A 14,633-nucleotide genomic window follows, 5' to 3' on the forward strand; every position below is an offset into this window, starting at 1 on the left:
GTCCGGAAAACCTCTCATACCGTGACCATATGAGTCACACTCCGTGCGCCCGTACCGTCGTCAGCTGCGCTCTGCTGGTGACCGCCCTCGGCGCGGGCGTCACAGCCTGCGGATCCGGCGGCAGCCCGCTGTCGGAGAAGCCCCGCGACGCGGCGGACCAGATCTCCTTCAACACCCCCACCGGCGCCGGGAAGCGGGCCGACCCCGACAAGCCGCTGGAGGTCGTCGCCAAGAGCGACGAGGACCGCATCACGGACGTCACGGCCCAGGACGCCACCGGTCGCGTCGTGGCGGGCGAACTCGACGCCGACGGACGCCGCTGGCACAGCACCTCCCCGCTGGCCGCGGACGCCCACTACACGGTCCAGGTGAGCACCGAGGACGAGGACGGCGCGCCCGGCCGCAAGACCCTCACCTTCGACACCAGCAAGCCCACCACCCAGCAGCGGCTGAAGGTGACCTTCGGCCCCAAGGCGGGGGAGTACGGGGTGGGACAGCCCGTCACCGCCCAACTCGACCAGGGCATCAAGGACAAGGCCCAGCGCGCCGTCGTGGAGCGCGGGCTGCGGGTCGACTCCGTCCCCGCCGTCGAGGGGGCCTGGTACTGGGTGAGCGACAAGGAACTCCACTACCGGCCCAAGGACTACTGGCCCGCCCACGCCACTCTCCAGGTGCACAGCAACCTGGACGGCGTCCGGATCAACGACCGCCTGTGGGGAGGCGCGGCCGCGCCCCTGAAACTCACCACCGGCGACAAGCTCCTGGCCGTCACGGACGCCGCCGCCCACCAGATGACGGTGTACCGGAACGACAAGGAGATCAACCAGATCCCCATCACCACCGGCAAGCCGGGCTTCGAGACCCGCAACGGGGTCAAGGTCGTACTGGAGAAGCAGTACTTCGTACGCATGCGCGGCACGACGGTCGGCATCGCCGAGGGAACCTCGGACTCGTACGACCTCCCGGTGTACTACGCCACCCGGGTGACGTGGTCGGGCGAGTACGTGCACGCGGCGCCCTGGTCGGTGGGCTCCCAGGGGTCCGCCAACGTCAGCCACGGCTGCACCGGCATGAGCACCTCGAACGCCGAGTGGTTCTACGACACCTTCCACCCGGGTGACCTGGTGAAGGTCGTCAACTCCAACGGCGAGGAGATGGAGCACTTCGGCAACGGCTTCGGCGACTGGAACCTCGACTGGAAGGCCTGGCGGGGCGGCAGCGCCGTAGGGGGCACCACCGCGGACACCCTGAACCCCCAGAACGCGGCCCGTCTGCAGCCGACGTCAGTGTGACGCGCCCCGAAGGGGCGCGGGGCGGTAGTCGGTATGCGGCTACCGCCGCGTGGGCGCGACCGGCCACGTACGACCGGTACCCGCGCACAGGACCCGCGCCCCGCTCCCCCCTAGGCGCTCTGCAGCCTCCGCTGCCGCAGCAGGGCGGCCAGGGACGCCGCGAACTCCACCGGCTCCACCGGAAGTGTCACCGCAGCGTCCGCACGGCTCCAGGTGGCCAGCCACGCGTCCTGCGGCCGCCCGATCAGCAGAAGCACCGGCGGGCAGTTGAAGATCTCGTCCTTGATCTGCCGGCACACCCCCATGCCCCCGAGCGGCACGGCCTCGCCGTCCAGCACGCACACGTCGATGCCGCCCTTGTCCAGTTCGGTGACGACGGCCTGGGGCGTCGCGCACTCCACGAACTCGACGAGGGGCACATCGGGGGCTGGCCGCCGGCCGGCGGCCAGCCGGACCTGCTCGCGGGTGTTGGAATCGTCGCTGTAGACCAGCACCGTGGCGGTCGGCTGCATTGTTCCTCCGAGACGTCAGCGTCGTACGGACAGGACCGATGGGCCGGATGCTACTCCCCCGGACACCTCGTCAACACCTGTGGGAACACCGCTTCGATGGGCCATCCGGGCAGTACACACGGTGCGGACACCCCGAACGGCACCCCCCGGAGTGAGCGCGAGATAAGCGACCGACATAATGTCGGTCGTGGCGACAGCAACGACAGTAGAAACCGGGCACGCGCACCCGTCGGTCAATCGGCCGAACCTCACCAGCGTCGGAACCATCATCTGGCTGAGTTCCGAGCTGATGTTCTTCGCGGCCCTCTTCGCGATGTACTTCACCCTGCGATCGGTGACCGGTCCGGATCACTGGAAGGAGATGGCGAGCCATCTCAACATTCCGTTCTCCGCGACGAACACCACGATCCTGGTGCTCTCCTCGCTGACCTGCCAGCTCGGCGTGTTCGCCGCCGAGCGCGGGGACGTGAAGAAGCTCCGGGGCTGGTTCATCATCACGTTCGTGATGGGCGCGATCTTCATCGGCGGTCAGATCTACGAGTACACGAACCTGGTGAAGGAGGACGGCATCTCGCTCTCCTCCGACCCGTACGGCTCGGTGTTCTACCTGACCACCGGCTTCCACGGCATGCACGTGACGGGTGGCCTCATCGCCTTCCTGTTCGTCCTCGGCCGCACCTACGCGGCGAAGCGCTTCACGCACGAGCAGGCGACCGCGGCCATCGTCGTGTCCTACTACTGGCACTTCGTCGATGTCGTCTGGATCGGCCTCTTCGCCACGATCTATCTGATCAAGTAGCCGGGCCGGCTCCACGCGCTGCAGAAGCGCACAACCCAGAAGCATCGACGCAGAAGATCCTGACACCGGGGTAATCCGTGAAAAAGCTCTCCGCACGACGACGCCATCCGCTGGCGGCGGTCGTCGTCCTACTCTTTGCGCTGGCGGCCACTGGGGGGCTGTACGCCACGCTCGCGCCCGCGGGCCGGGCGCAGGCCGACGAGACCTCCCAGTCCCTGACCATTGAGGAGGGCAAGAAGCTCTACTCGGTCGGCTGTGCCAGCTGTCACGGCACCGGCGGTCAGGGCTCGTCCGACGGTCCCAGCCTGGTCGGCGTGGGCGCCGCGGCCGTGGACTTCCAGGTCGGCACCGGCCGTATGCCGGCCGCCACCTCGCAGGGCCCGCAGGTCGTCGCGAAGAGGAACATCTACAGCCAGACCCAGATCGACCAGCTCGCGACGTACATCGCCTCGCTGGGCGCCGGTCCCGAGGTACCCACCAAGGAGCAGTACGGTCCGGGCGGTGCCGACATCGCCGCGGGCGGTGAGCTCTTCCGCACCAACTGCGCGCAGTGCCACAACTTCGTGGGTGCGGGTGGCGCGCTGACCAAGGGCAAGTTCGCGCCGAGCCTGGAGGGCGTGGACCCGAAGCACATCTACGAGGCCATGCAGACGGGCCCGCAGAACATGCCGTCCTTCCCCGACACGACGCTGTCCGAGAAGAACAAGAAGGACATCATCGCGTACCTCGACGCGGTCAACAGCTCCAAGACGACGAACCCCGGCGGTCTCGACCTGGGCGGCCTCGGGCCGGTCAGTGAGGGTCTGTTCGCCTGGATCTTCGGCCTCGGCGCCCTGATCGCCGTCGCCGTCTGGGTCGCCGCTCGGACCGCAAAGGCCAAGAAGTCATGAGTAGCCAAGAGATTCCAGAAGAGAACCTGCCCGCTGAGCAGGGCCACGCGCACGGCGCCGTGAGCGTCGCGGACGAGAAGGACCCGTTCGGGGATCCGGGTCTGCCGCCTCACGAGCACCGGATCCAGGACATCGACGAGCGGGCCGCCCGGCGGTCCGAGCGCGTCGTCGCGATGCTGTTCACGGTGTCGATGCTGGCCACCGCCGGTTTCATCGCCTCCTACGTGACCATCCCGAAGGAAAAGTCGATCTTCGTCTTTCCGATCGGTCACATCAGCGCGCTGAACTTCGCGCTGGGCCTGACCCTCGGGGTGGCGCTGTTCTGCATCGGCGCGGGCGCGGTCCACTGGGCCCGCACCCTGATGTCCGACGTGGAGGTCGCCGACGAGCGGCACCCGATCGAGGCCAGCCCCGAGGTCCGTGCCAAGGTCCACGCGGACTTCAAGCAGGGCGCCAAGGAGTCGGCGCTCGGCCGGCGCAAGCTGATCCGCAACACCATGTTCGGCGCGCTGACCCTGGTCCCGCTCTCCGGCGTCGTGCTGCTGCGCGACCTCGGCCCGCTGCCCGGCACCTCCCTGCGCCACACGGCGTGGTCGAAGGGCAAGCTGCTGGTCAACATGAACACCAACGAGCCGCTGCGTCCCTCCGACGTCGCCGTCGGCTCGCTGACCTTCGCCAAGCCCGAGGGCGTCGAGGAGTCCCAGGAGGACTTCCAGAACGTGATGGCGAAGGCGGCCCTGATGATCATCCGGCTGCAGCCGGACAACATCAAGGACAAGCGCGAGCTGGAGTGGTCCCACGAGGGCATCGTGGCCTACTCGAAGATCTGCACCCACGTGGGCTGCCCGATCTCGCTGTACGAGCAGCAGACCCACCACGTGCTCTGCCCGTGCCACCAGTCCACCTTCGACCTCTCCGACGGTGCCCGAGTGATCTTCGGCCCGGCCGGTCACGCCCTGCCGCAGCTGCGCATCGGTGTGAGCGAGGAGGGCTACCTCCAGGCGCTCGGCGACTTCGAGGAGCCCGTCGGTCCTGCATTCTGGGAGCGCGGATGAGCACTACGACGAACGACGAGACCCGCTCGCGCGGGAAGGCACCGGCCGGCGAGCGTGTCGCCGACTGGGCCGACGGACGGCTCGGGATCTACTCCCTCGCGAAGTCCAACATGCGCAAGATCTTCCCCGACCACTGGTCGTTCATGTTGGGCGAAGTGTGCTTGTACAGCTTCATCATCATCATCCTGACGGGTGTCTATCTGACACTGTTCTTCCACCCGTCGATGAACGAGGTGACGTACCACGGCAGCTATGTCCCGCTCCAGGGACAGCTGATGTCGGAGGCGTTCAACTCGACCCTGCACATCTCCTTCGACGTGCGCGGTGGTCTGCTCATCCGGCAGATCCACCACTGGGCCGCGCTGATCTTCCTCGCCGGCATGTTCGTGCACATGATGCGCGTGTTCTTCACGGGCGCGTTCCGCAAGCCGCGTGAGATCAACTGGCTGTTCGGCTTCCTGCTGTTCGTCCTCGGCATGTTCACCGGTTTCACCGGTTACTCGCTGCCGGACGACCTGCTCTCCGGCACCGGTGTCCGCTTCACCGAGGGCGCCATCCTGTCGATGCCGATCGTCGGCACGTACATCTCGTACTTCCTCTTCGGCGGCGAGTTCCCCGGCCACGACTTCGTGGCGCGGTTCTACTCGATCCACATCCTGCTGCTGCCGGGCATCATGCTCGGCCTGATGGTGGGCCACCTGATCCTGGTCTTCTACCACAAGCACACGCAGTTCGCGGGTCCCGGAAAGTCCGAGAAGAACGTCGTCGGCATGCCGCTGCTGCCGGTCTACATGGCCAAGGCCGGAGGCTTCTTCTTCCTGGTCTTCGGTGTCATCGCGGCCATCGCGGCGACCACCCAGATCAACCCGGTGTGGGCGATCGGCCCCTACCGTCCGGACCAGGTGTCCACCGGCGCCCAGCCCGACTGGTACATGGGCTTCGCCGAGGGTCTGATCCGCTACATGCCGGGCTGGGAGATCAACTTCTGGGGCCACACCCTGGTCCTGGGCGTCTTCATCCCGCTGATCCTGTTCGGTCTGGTCCTCGCGGCCATCGCGGTCTACCCGTTCATCGAGTCCTGGGTCACCGGCGACAAGAGCGAGCACCACATCCTGGACCGGCCGCGCAACGCCCCGACCCGTACCGGGTTCGGTGTCGCCTGGGTGACCGTGTACATGATCGGCCTGGTCGGTGGTGGCAACGACCTCATCGCCACCCACTTCCACCTGTCGATCAACGACGTCACCTGGTTCGTCCGGATCTTCTTCTTCGCCGGACCGGTCATCGCGTTCATCGTCACCAAGCGGATCTGCCTCGGCCTGCAGCGCCGGGACCGCGAGAAGGTGCTGCACGGTCGCGAGACCGGCATCATCAAGCGGCTGCCGCACGGTGAGTTCATCGAGGTGCACGAGCCGCTCAGCCAGGAGCAGCTGCACACCCTCACGGCCCACCACCAGTACGAGCCGGCCCAGGTCGGCGCGGGGGTCGACGAGAACGGTGTCGAGCGCAAGATCAAGGGGTCCGAGAAGCTCCGCGCCAAGCTGAGCGGTGCCTACTACGGCGAGGACAACCAGATCCCGAAGCCCACCGTCGAGGAGTACAAGGAGATCACGAGCGGCCACGGCCACCACTGATCCACCGCGTCGCCACACGACGGCGAAGGGCCCCCGTCCGGGACACGGACGGGGGCCCTTCGCCGTCCCCGGAGCTGGATAGGCTAGGCCCCGAGGAATCCCTTTCCCCCGTACGACGATCAGGAGCGGCCCCATGAGCGCTGTGACCCCCGCTGGAGGCGACACCGCGGCGGGCCGTTCCTGGCCCGGGGTGCTGAACGCGCTGCTGTACGGCCAGGACCAGAGCGCCGACGCCACCGCCTGGGCCATGGACCAGATCATGCGCGGCCAGGCGACCGACGCCCAGATCGCCGGCTTCGTCGTCGCCCTGCGGGCGAAGGGCGAGACGGTCGACGAGATCAACGGCCTGGTCCGCACGATGTACGCGCACGCCAACGTCATCGAGGTGCCGGGCCGCACGGTCGACATCGTCGGTACCGGCGGCGACGGCGCCAAGACGGTGAACATCTCCACGATGTCGGCGCTGGTGGTGGCCGGCACCGGGGCGAAGGTGGTCAAGCACGGCAACCGGGCCGCGTCCTCCGCGTCCGGCGCCTCGGACGTGCTGGAGAAGCTCGGCGTCAACCTCGACCTGACCCCGCGCCGGGTCGCCGAGGTAGCCGAGGAGGCCGGCATCACCTTCTGCTTCGCGGTCAAGTTCCACCCGGCGCTGCGCCATGCCGGTGCGGCCCGCGGCCAGCTCGGCATCCGCACGGTGTTCAACATCCTCGGCCCGCTGACCAACCCCGCACAGGTGCGGGCCCAGGCGGTCGGCGTCGCGGATCCCCGCATGGCGCCGGTCGTCGCGGGCGTCTTCGCCGAGCGCGGCAACTCCTCGCTGGTCTTCCGCGGCGACGACGGCCTCGACGAACTGACGACCACCGCGACGTCCCGGGTCTGGATCGTCCGGGACGGCACGGTCACGGAGACGACCTTCGACCCCCGTGACGTCGGTATCGACCTGGTTCCCGTGGAGGCGCTCCGCGGCGGCGACCCCTCGTACAACGCGGAGGTCGCCCGCAGGCTCCTGGACGGCGAGCGGGGTCCGGTGCGGGACGCGGTCGTCCTCAACTCGGCGGCGGCGCTGGTGGCCCTCGACCCGGGCACCGGGACGCTGGCCGAGCAGATCCGGGCCGGCATGGACCGGGCGGCGGAGTCGATCGACTCGGGCGCGGCCAAGCGGGTGCTGGAGCGCTGGGCGGCGGCGACCAACCGGTAGGGGGCCGCGCGGGAGCAACCCCCTCCACCGCTACGGCGTTCAGCCCGGCACGGCCTTCTCGGCGGTGCCGGGCTGTTCGTCTGCCCCGGTCGCGTCCCGTCATCCGGACAGGAGTTGCGGGGCTGCGATCACTTCCCCTACGTTTCTTCGCAGGTCATGAGTGACAGTCATGAGGCCCCGGCCGACTGTCCGGCAACCCTCCGTCCGTGGCGGGGTGCCCCGGGTGAAGACCAGGCCGCAGGCAGCGAGGTCTGCGGCAAGCGCGGATCCCTCACGCTCATCCCGATGAGCACGGTCCAGGGATCCTGGTCACCGAGGGAGTCTCCCGTGAGCAACCGAATGCGCTAGGGCGTCGAGCCCCCCTTCCGCGCACCCCTTTTCACCTTTCTCCTTCCTCTCACGGGAGTTCCGCCATGTCCGTCTCCACCGTTGCCTCCGCCCCTTCGGTTTGTGCCCCGCTGCCCGTTCTGGGGCGAGATGTCACCGTGCCGCTCGTCACCGGCGGCGAGGTCACCTACGCCGCCCTCGACTACGCGGCCAGCGCCCCCGCGCTCCAGCGGGTCTGGGACGACGTGGCGGCGTACGCGCCCTACTACGGCAGCGTCCACCGCGGCGCCGGCTACCTCTCCCAGCTCTCCACGGACCTCTTCGAGAACGCCCGCCGTACCGTCGCCGAGTTCCTCGACTGCCGCCCCGACGACCAACTGGTCTTCACCCGCTCGACGACCGACTCCCTGAACCTCCTGGCCCGCGCGCTCCCCGCCGACTGCCAGGTCTTCGTCTTCGAGACCGAGCACCACGCGAGCCTGCTGCCCTGGCAGGGCGCGCGGGTCAGCTACCTCGACGCCCCGCGCACCCCGCACCAGGCCGTCGAGACCCTGGAGAAGGCCCTCGCCGCCCGTACGGAGTCCGCCGAAGGGGGCCACGGCCCGGCCCTGGTCTGCGTCACCGGCGCCTCCAACGTCACCGGCGAACTGTGGCCGGTGCGCGAGCTGGCCGCCGCCGCGCACGCGCACGGCGCCCGGATCGTCCTGGACGCGGCCCAACTGGCCCCGCACCACCCGGTCAGCGTCCGCGACCTGGACGTCGACTGGATCGCCTTCTCCGGCCACAAGCTGTACGCCCCCTTCGGCTCCGGTGTCCTGGCCGGCCGCGCCGACTGGCTGCGGGCGGCCGAGCCGTACCTCGCGGGCGGCGGCGCCAGCCGCAAGGTCACCCGGCGCGAGGACGGGGGAGTGGCCGTGGAGTGGCACGAGAGCGCCGCGCGCCACGAGGCGGGCTCCCCGAACGTCATCGGCGCCTACTCGATCGCCGCGGCCTGCAGGGCGCTGACCGAGGCGGGCTTCGACACGCTGGTCGCCCGCGAGCGGCACCTGATCGAGAAGGTGCGGGCGGGCCTCGCCGGGGTCCCCGAGGTCCGGGTGCTTTCCCTCTTCGGCGACGACGCCCCGCGGGTGGGCGTGCTCTCCTTCGTCGTGGAGGGCTGGAACAGCTCGCACTTCGCGGCGGCCCTGTCCGCGGAGTACGGCATCGGCGTCCGCGACGGCCTCTTCTGCGCCCACCCGCTGGTGCGGACCCTGCTGGGCACCGACCCCGAGACCCAGGGCGAGTGCGGGGCGCCGGAGACGGCACCGGGCGAGAAGTCCCTGAACGCGATCAGGGTGAGCTTCGGGGCGGGAACGCCGGACGAGCACGTGGAGCGGTTCGTGACGGCGGTACGGGAGCTGGTGGCCGACGGCGCCAAGTGGACGTACCGCACGGAGGACGGCCGCTGCGTCCCGGCGGTGTGATCAGCGCCCCGTCAGGGGCGCGGGGAACTGCGTGCTCAGCCACGATGCACCCGCGGTGGACCACCCTGCGGGCCGGTGGGGGCTCGTCGCGCAGTTCCCCGCGCCCCTTGGGGGCGCTGCGGTCGGCGGCGTTTACTAGCTGTCCAGGCCGATCGCGAACGCCGCCTCCAGGTCGTGCTGGGAGTACGTGCGGAACGCGACGTGCGTGTCCGTGCCCTCCACGCCCGGGATCTTGCTGATCCGGCCCGGGATCACCTCGGCCAGGTCCTCGTGGTCGCGTACCCGGACCATGGCGATGAGGTCGTACGTCCCGGTGACGGAGAAGACCTCGCTGACGCTGTCCAGCGCGGCGATCTGTTCCGCGATCTCGGGGATCCGGTCCACGCTGGTCTTGATGAGGACGATCGCGGTGATCACGGCTGGTTCTCTCCCTCGGGTGCCGGGGCCGGTGCGGCCTTCACTTTAGTCCCACGGCGGTACCGCACCCACGCGTAGCCGATGCCGAGGCCGAAGCCGACCAGGTGGGCGAGGTAGGCCACGCCGGGGCCGGCGGGCGCCTGGTTCAGGGCGAACCACTGCAGGGCCACCCAGAACGGGAGCACCACCCAGGCCGGGAAGCGGAGCGGCAGGAAGAACAGGAACGGCAGGAGACTGGTCACGCGGGCGTTGGGGAACAGGTACAGGAACGCTCCGAGGACCGCCGAGATCGCCCCGGAGGCCCCCACCAGCGACTGCTGGGACGTGCTGTTGGCCGCCGCGTAGCCGAGCAGCGCCAGATAGCCGCAGCCGATGTAGAAGAGGGTGAACTCCACGCGGCCCATCCGTTCCTCGGTCATCACCCCGAAGACGAAGAGGAAGAGCATGTTGCCGAGGAGGTGCACCCAGCTGCCGTGGATGAACAGTGCCGTCGCCGGGGTCAGCACCTCCCGCGCGGGTCCGTCGAACAGGTCGGCCGGGACCACTCCCCAGCGCCGGAAGTACGCGCGCTGGGCGGCCGCCAGGGCGTCCCCGGTGCCGTAGGAGTGATTGAAGCCGGACGCCGGGCCGAGCAGGAAGATCAGGCAGCACACGGCGATCAGGGCGTACGTCATGGGGGCCGACGTCCCCCTGAGGCTCCGCAGGGTCCGCACCGCCGTCGGGTTCCAGTTGCCGATCATGGACATAGAGCATGGCGTAACCGGACGCACCGGTGCAGATCGCCTCGCCGCCGCGAACAGGGCGGCGTCGAGTACTCGCCAGGCCGTAGGGTAACGAGCCACACGCGTCGGGACGGCGCGTCACGGACACTAGAAGGAAGCGAACAGTCACGATGACGGTTCCCCTGCCGACCGCCACGACGCGGTGGCGCTGCACCCTCTGTGGCAACCTCACGCGGTTCGACGTGACCCGCTCGTCGAAGGTCGTGGAGTACGTGCACCTCGACCTGGCCGGTGAGCCCAAGGTCGAGGAGCGCGAGGTGGTCAGTGAGACCATCGAGTCGGTGCGCTGCCGCTGGTGCAACGCGGTGGATCAGGTGGAACTGGTGGACAGGCCGGGTGCCGACTCCTGAGAGAGGGAGTCGGCCCCGTACAGGTGATGGGGTGTGACGGATGGTGGAGACCACAGGCGGGGGGCCGGGCGACGGCACCGCCGAGGTGCTTGACCGTCCGTTGCCCGACGGCGTGCGACGGCGTGTCGTGCAGATCGTGTCGGACGGCTTCGGCGGGCTGACCGTGGCCGAACTGCCCGCCCAGCTGAGGCAGTACGCCAGATTCGCGGCGAACCGGCGGGCCAAGTTCGCCGGGAACGCCATGGCGACCGCGCTGGAGACGGACACCCTCTTCCGGCAGCGGATCGGGGAGAAGCTCAGAGAGGCCCAGCCGGAACTCACCGGCGCCCTCGACTCCGGCTCCCCGCCCCCGGCCGCGGACCCGCTCGACGTGGCGGCCGCGGCCTACGTACTGCGTCCCACGGGCTGGGTGAAGCTGGTGGCGGCGGCCGGCGAGGAGGCCCAGCGGGCCGACGCCGAGCGTGCCGACGAGGAGAGCCGGGCCGAGCTGGAGCGGCTGCGTGAGGAGCTCGACCGCGCGCGGGCGCAGACCCGCGCCGAGACCGAGCGGCTGCGCGCCGAGCTGGAGTCGGCGAGGAAGGAAGCGGAATCGCTGCACCGCAAGCTGCGCGCCGCCCACAGTGACGTCAAGCGCGGTGAGGCCGCGCTGCGCAAGACGCACGCCGAGATGGAGTCGGTGCGCGCCGAGGGGCAGGCCCAGGTGTCCGCCGCCGAGAGCGAGGGCCGGCGCCTCAAGGCCCGGCTCGGCGAGGTCGAGGCGGCCCTGGAGGCGAGCCGCCGGGCCGCCCGCGAGGGGCGCAGCGTCGAGGACATGCGGGTGCGGCTGCTGCTCGACACGGTGCTGGACGCGGCCCAGGGACTGCGCCGCGAACTGGCGCTGCCACCGGTGTCGGTGCGGCCCGCCGAGACCGTGGACGCGGTCGAACCGGGACGGATGACCCCGAAGGACATCGCGGCGCGCGCGCTCTCCGAGAACGACCCGGCCATCCTCGACCAGCTGCTCGCGCTGCCGCAGGCGCACCTGGTGGTCGACGGCTACAACGTGACCAAGACCGGCTATCCGCAGATGCCGCTGGAGAAGCAGCGGCTGCGGCTGCTCGGCCAGCTCTCCCAGCTCGCGGCGCAGACCGGCGCCGAGGTCACCTGCGTCTTCGACGGCGCCGAACTGGCCGCGCCGGTGCTGCTAGCCCCGCCCCGCGGGGTCAGGGTCCTCTTCTCCAAGCCCGGTGTCACCGCGGACGAGGTGATCCGTCAGCTGGTGCGCGCCGAGCCGCCGGGCCGTCCGGTGATCGTCGCCTCGACCGACCGCGAGGTCGCCGACGGGGTCGCGAAGGCGGGTGCCCGTCCGGTGGCTTCTGCGATGCTTCTGAAGCGACTGTCCTGAACATTCAACGGACATATGCAATGCCCGAATTGACCGAACCGTCACGCAACGTAGCGTCAATCGAGCAACACGGCACGTGAGTTATGTGCAAAGAGTGCGTCGCGTGACCAGTTTTTTCGCTGTTGGGTTTGAACTGATCACAGGGAGGTCACTAGGGTCAGGCCTCGAACCTCCACACGGGTGATCACTCAAACGAAGGAGCCCGTCTCCGTGGCGTCCCATCGTCGACCCAAGCAGCCGAGTCGCGCGCGCGTGACCGTACTGACCACCGCAGCCGCCGCTGCTGTCGTCCTCAGTGCCAACGCCGCCAACGCGGCGCCCAGCGAGAAGCTGAGCAAGGACGAGGTCAAGGCGAAGGTCGACAAGCTCTACGAGGAGGCCGAGCAGGCCACCGAGAAGCTGGACGGGGCCAAGGACAAGCAGCAGAAGCTGCAGAAGGAAATATCCACGATCCAGGACAACGTGGCTCGTGGGCAGGAGGACCTGAACAAGCTGCGGGACGGTCTCGGTTCGATGGCCACCGCGCAGTACCGCACCGGGGGCATAGACCCTTCGGTCCAGCTCTTCCTCTCGTCCGACCCGGACGACTACCTCGACAAGGCCTCCACGCTCGACCAGTTGAGCGGCCAGCAGGTCGAGGCCCTGAAGAAGATTCAGGACAAACAGCGCGAACTGGCCCAGGAGCGGGCAGAGGCGACGGAGAAGCTCAAGGACCTCTCCGCCACCCGCACCGAGCTGGCGAAGCAGAAGAGCGCCGTCCAGTCGAAGCTCGCCGACGCGCAGAAGATCCTCAACACCCTGACGGCCAAGGAGAAGGCGGCCCTGGACGCCGAGCAGGCGCAGGCCGCGAGCCGCGCCTCCTCCCGGGTGGACCTCGGCAACACCGGCTCCGCCTCCGGCCGCGCCGCCGCCGCGTTCTCCGCCGCCCAGTCCGTGATCGGTACCCCGTACGTCTACGGCGCCTCCGGACCGTCCTCCTTCGACTGCTCGGGCCTGACCTCCTGGGCCTACGCCCAGGCCGGGGTCACCATCCCGCGCACCTCCGAGGCGCAGGCCAACGCGGGTACCCGCATCTACAGCCAGAGCGACCTCAAGGTCGGCGACCTGGTGATCTTCTACGGCGACTACCACCACGTCGGCCTCTACGCGGGCGGCGGCCAGGTGCTGCACGCCCCGCACACCGGCGCCTCGGTGCGCTACGAGGCGATCGGCGACATGACGTTCGAGTTCGGCGTCCGGATCTGACCCCAGCGGGTCACGGCGACACCCGTACGGCCCAGGACCCGGGTCCCGCGGGCGCCCGAACGGGCGAATCCCGACAACCGAGGATGACTCCACGCCCCGCCGGTGACCTGCGTCAGCGGCGGGGCGTGTCACGTTGCGTGGCCGCCGGGGTCTTTGGCCGGGGTGTGGTCGCACGGCTACTGTCTGCCGCGTTTCCTCCGGTGCGGGGCATCCCCGTCCCCGGCACCGGAGGGAGCGGTATCCGTCCGCCGGCAGAAGGACCACCGTGGGGTTTCACCGCCGTCTCGCACCGTCCGGGTTCAACCGGGGCGCCGGTGCCGCCCTCTGCGCGCTGTCGGCCGCGGCAGCCGCGCTCGGCGCCGTACCCGCGAGCGCGGCACCGCGCGGGCACACCCGCGCCGAGGTGGACCGGCTGTACCAGCAGGCCGAGGAGGCGACCGAGGCCTACAACAAGGCCGGTGAACGGGCCGGCGCGCTGCGCCGCGAGGTGAACGACGCCCAGGACCGCATCGCCCGCCGCCAGCAGAGCGTCAACACCATGCGGGACGCGCTCGGCTCGCTGGCCGGCGCCCAGTACCGCTCGGGCGGCGTCGACCCCACCGTCGCCCTGCTGTTCTCCGAGGACCCCGAGGACTACCTCGACCGGGCGTCCCTGATCGACCGCATCGACGTCCGCCAGGCCGACCGGCTCAGGGAACTCCAGGAAGCGCTGCGCGAGCTCTCCCAGGAGCGCAGCGAGGCCGCCGGCAAACTCACCGAGCTGGAGCGCAGCCGCAGGGCGGTCGCCTCCCACAAGGCCACCGTGGAGCGGAAGCTCGCCTCCGCCCGGCGGCTGCTCGCCACGCTGCCCGCCGCCGACCGTGCCGCCTTCGCGCACGCCTCCCGGGGCGACGACCGCGCCGCCCTGCCCGACCTCTCCGGCGCCACCGCCCCCGACGGCCGCGCCGCCGCCGCGGTGGCCGCCGCCCGCGCCGCCCTCGGCAGGCCGTACGTGTGGGGTGCCAGCGGTCCCACCGGCTTCGACTGCTCGGGCCTGATGCAGTGGTCGTACGCGCACGCCGGCATCCACCTGCCACGCACCTCGCAGGAGCAGCGGCACGCCGGCCACCAGGTCCCGCTCTCCCAGGCGCAACCCGGTGACCTGGTGGTCTACCGTTCCGACGCCAGCCATGTGGGGATGTACGTCGGCAACGGACAGGTCATCCACGCCCCCTACCCGGGCGCCCCGGTCCGCTACGACCCGGTCGGGATGATGCCCATCTCCTCGGTCACCCGGCCCTGACGC

14 protein-coding genes and 1 riboswitch are annotated in these 14,633 nt (G+C 69.9%); of the genes, 11 read left to right on the forward strand and 3 right to left on the reverse strand.

Translation table 11 applies throughout. From position 1 onward, the window contains the following. The first annotated feature begins 29 nt into the window (after window positions 1-29). Window positions 30-1,292 (forward strand): Ig-like domain-containing protein, encoded by a 1,263-nt coding sequence (locus tag ACFY3I_RS13095; protein ID WP_390860620.1) that lies wholly within the window; start codon window positions 30-32, stop codon window positions 1,290-1,292. 110 nt (window positions 1,293-1,402) lie between these two features. Here the strand turns inward: ACFY3I_RS13095 and ACFY3I_RS13100 are convergent, their stop codons facing one another. Next, window positions 1,403-1,804: a hypothetical protein gene (locus ACFY3I_RS13100; RefSeq protein ID WP_365295533.1), complete on the reverse strand. Its 402-nt coding sequence runs from the start codon at window positions 1,802-1,804 to the stop codon at window positions 1,403-1,405. 178 nt (window positions 1,805-1,982) lie between these two features. Here ACFY3I_RS13100 and ACFY3I_RS13105 point away from each other — a divergent pair, with 178 nt between their 5' ends. From ACFY3I_RS13105 to ACFY3I_RS13130, 6 genes are all read left to right on the forward strand, one after another. Further along, window positions 1,983-2,603 (forward strand): heme-copper oxidase subunit III, encoded by a 621-nt coding sequence (locus ACFY3I_RS13105; protein ID WP_351325272.1) that lies wholly within the window; start codon window positions 1,983-1,985, stop codon window positions 2,601-2,603. 77 nt (window positions 2,604-2,680) lie between these two features. Continuing rightward, on the forward strand, window positions 2,681-3,493 hold the full coding sequence (locus tag ACFY3I_RS13110) for a cytochrome c (RefSeq protein ID WP_365295531.1): 813 nt from the start codon (window positions 2,681-2,683) through the stop codon (window positions 3,491-3,493). Continuing rightward, window positions 3,490-4,548: a Rieske 2Fe-2S domain-containing protein gene (locus ACFY3I_RS13115; protein WP_365295529.1), complete on the forward strand. Its 1,059-nt coding sequence runs from the start codon at window positions 3,490-3,492 to the stop codon at window positions 4,546-4,548. The genes ACFY3I_RS13110 and ACFY3I_RS13115 overlap by 4 nt, the downstream gene beginning before the upstream one ends. After that, entirely contained in the window at window positions 4,545-6,182 is a 1,638-nt protein-coding gene (locus ACFY3I_RS13120; protein ID WP_390860621.1) for a cytochrome bc complex cytochrome b subunit, read from the forward strand. Before ACFY3I_RS13115 ends, ACFY3I_RS13120 begins: the two co-directional genes overlap by 4 nt. 133 nt (window positions 6,183-6,315) lie before the next feature. Further along, on the forward strand, window positions 6,316-7,380 hold the full coding sequence (gene trpD / locus ACFY3I_RS13125) for an anthranilate phosphoribosyltransferase (protein ID WP_365295525.1): 1,065 nt from the start codon (window positions 6,316-6,318) through the stop codon (window positions 7,378-7,380). Between the two features lie 152 nt (window positions 7,381-7,532). Continuing rightward, a riboswitch (SAM riboswitch) is annotated at window positions 7,533-7,649 on the forward strand. A gap of 144 nt (window positions 7,650-7,793) precedes the next feature. Next, window positions 7,794-9,170, forward strand: a complete 1,377-nt coding sequence (locus ACFY3I_RS13130) for an aminotransferase class V-fold PLP-dependent enzyme (RefSeq protein WP_390860622.1) — start codon at window positions 7,794-7,796, stop codon at window positions 9,168-9,170. 135 nt (window positions 9,171-9,305) lie between these two features. On the opposite strand, the gene ACFY3I_RS13135 is transcribed toward ACFY3I_RS13130, so the two are convergent. Both ACFY3I_RS13135 and ACFY3I_RS13140 read right to left on the reverse strand, forming a co-directional pair. After that, entirely contained in the window at window positions 9,306-9,587 is a 282-nt protein-coding gene (locus ACFY3I_RS13135; protein ID WP_365295521.1) for an Lrp/AsnC ligand binding domain-containing protein, read from the reverse strand. Further along, window positions 9,584-10,327 (reverse strand): rhomboid family intramembrane serine protease, encoded by a 744-nt coding sequence (locus ACFY3I_RS13140; RefSeq protein ID WP_365295566.1) that lies wholly within the window; start codon window positions 10,325-10,327, stop codon window positions 9,584-9,586. The genes ACFY3I_RS13135 and ACFY3I_RS13140 overlap by 4 nt, the downstream gene beginning before the upstream one ends. A 152-nt stretch (window positions 10,328-10,479) precedes the next feature. Here ACFY3I_RS13140 and ACFY3I_RS13145 point away from each other — a divergent pair, with 152 nt between their 5' ends. From ACFY3I_RS13145 to ACFY3I_RS13160, 4 genes are all read left to right on the forward strand, one after another. Then, window positions 10,480-10,719, forward strand: coding sequence for a hypothetical protein (locus ACFY3I_RS13145; protein WP_009309707.1), 240 nt, complete (start codon window positions 10,480-10,482; stop codon window positions 10,717-10,719). 40 nt (window positions 10,720-10,759) lie between these two features. Beyond that, a complete protein-coding gene (locus tag ACFY3I_RS13150; protein ID WP_390860623.1) occupies window positions 10,760-12,103 on the forward strand; it encodes an NYN domain-containing protein in 1,344 nt (447 codons plus the stop codon). A 210-nt stretch (window positions 12,104-12,313) separates the two neighbouring features. Then, window positions 12,314-13,348 (forward strand): NlpC/P60 family protein, encoded by a 1,035-nt coding sequence (locus tag ACFY3I_RS13155; RefSeq protein ID WP_390860624.1) that lies wholly within the window; start codon window positions 12,314-12,316, stop codon window positions 13,346-13,348. A gap of 265 nt (window positions 13,349-13,613) precedes the next feature. Further along, complete coding sequence (locus ACFY3I_RS13160) at window positions 13,614-14,630, forward strand: NlpC/P60 family protein (protein WP_390860625.1); 1,017 nt, start codon at window positions 13,614-13,616, stop codon at window positions 14,628-14,630. Window positions 14,631-14,633: the final 3 nt, after the last annotated feature.

It is taken from the genome of Streptomyces sp. NPDC001068, assembly GCF_042897315.1.
In the GTDB taxonomy this organism is placed as follows: Bacteria; Actinomycetota; Actinomycetes; order Streptomycetales; family Streptomycetaceae; genus Streptomyces.

Coding starts and splice junctions, on each gene's coding strand:
- ACFY3I_RS13095 (WP_390860620.1), top strand. CDS start 30: ATGAGTCACACTCCGTGCGCCCGTACCGTCGTCAGCTGCGCTCTGCTG.
- ACFY3I_RS13100 (WP_365295533.1), bottom strand. CDS start 1,804: ATGCAGCCGACCGCCACGGTGCTGGTCTACAGCGACGATTCCAACACC.
- ACFY3I_RS13105 (WP_351325272.1), top strand. CDS start 1,983: ATGTCGGTCGTGGCGACAGCAACGACAGTAGAAACCGGGCACGCGCAC.
- ACFY3I_RS13115 (WP_365295529.1), top strand. CDS start 3,490: ATGAGTAGCCAAGAGATTCCAGAAGAGAACCTGCCCGCTGAGCAGGGC.
- ACFY3I_RS13120 (WP_390860621.1), top strand. CDS start 4,545: ATGAGCACTACGACGAACGACGAGACCCGCTCGCGCGGGAAGGCACCG.
- trpD (WP_365295525.1), top strand. CDS start 6,316: ATGAGCGCTGTGACCCCCGCTGGAGGCGACACCGCGGCGGGCCGTTCC.
- ACFY3I_RS13130 (WP_390860622.1), top strand. CDS start 7,794: ATGTCCGTCTCCACCGTTGCCTCCGCCCCTTCGGTTTGTGCCCCGCTG.
- ACFY3I_RS13140 (WP_365295566.1), bottom strand. CDS start 10,327: ATGATCGGCAACTGGAACCCGACGGCGGTGCGGACCCTGCGGAGCCTC.
- ACFY3I_RS13145 (WP_009309707.1), top strand. CDS start 10,480: ATGACGGTTCCCCTGCCGACCGCCACGACGCGGTGGCGCTGCACCCTC.
- ACFY3I_RS13150 (WP_390860623.1), top strand. CDS start 10,760: ATGGTGGAGACCACAGGCGGGGGGCCGGGCGACGGCACCGCCGAGGTG.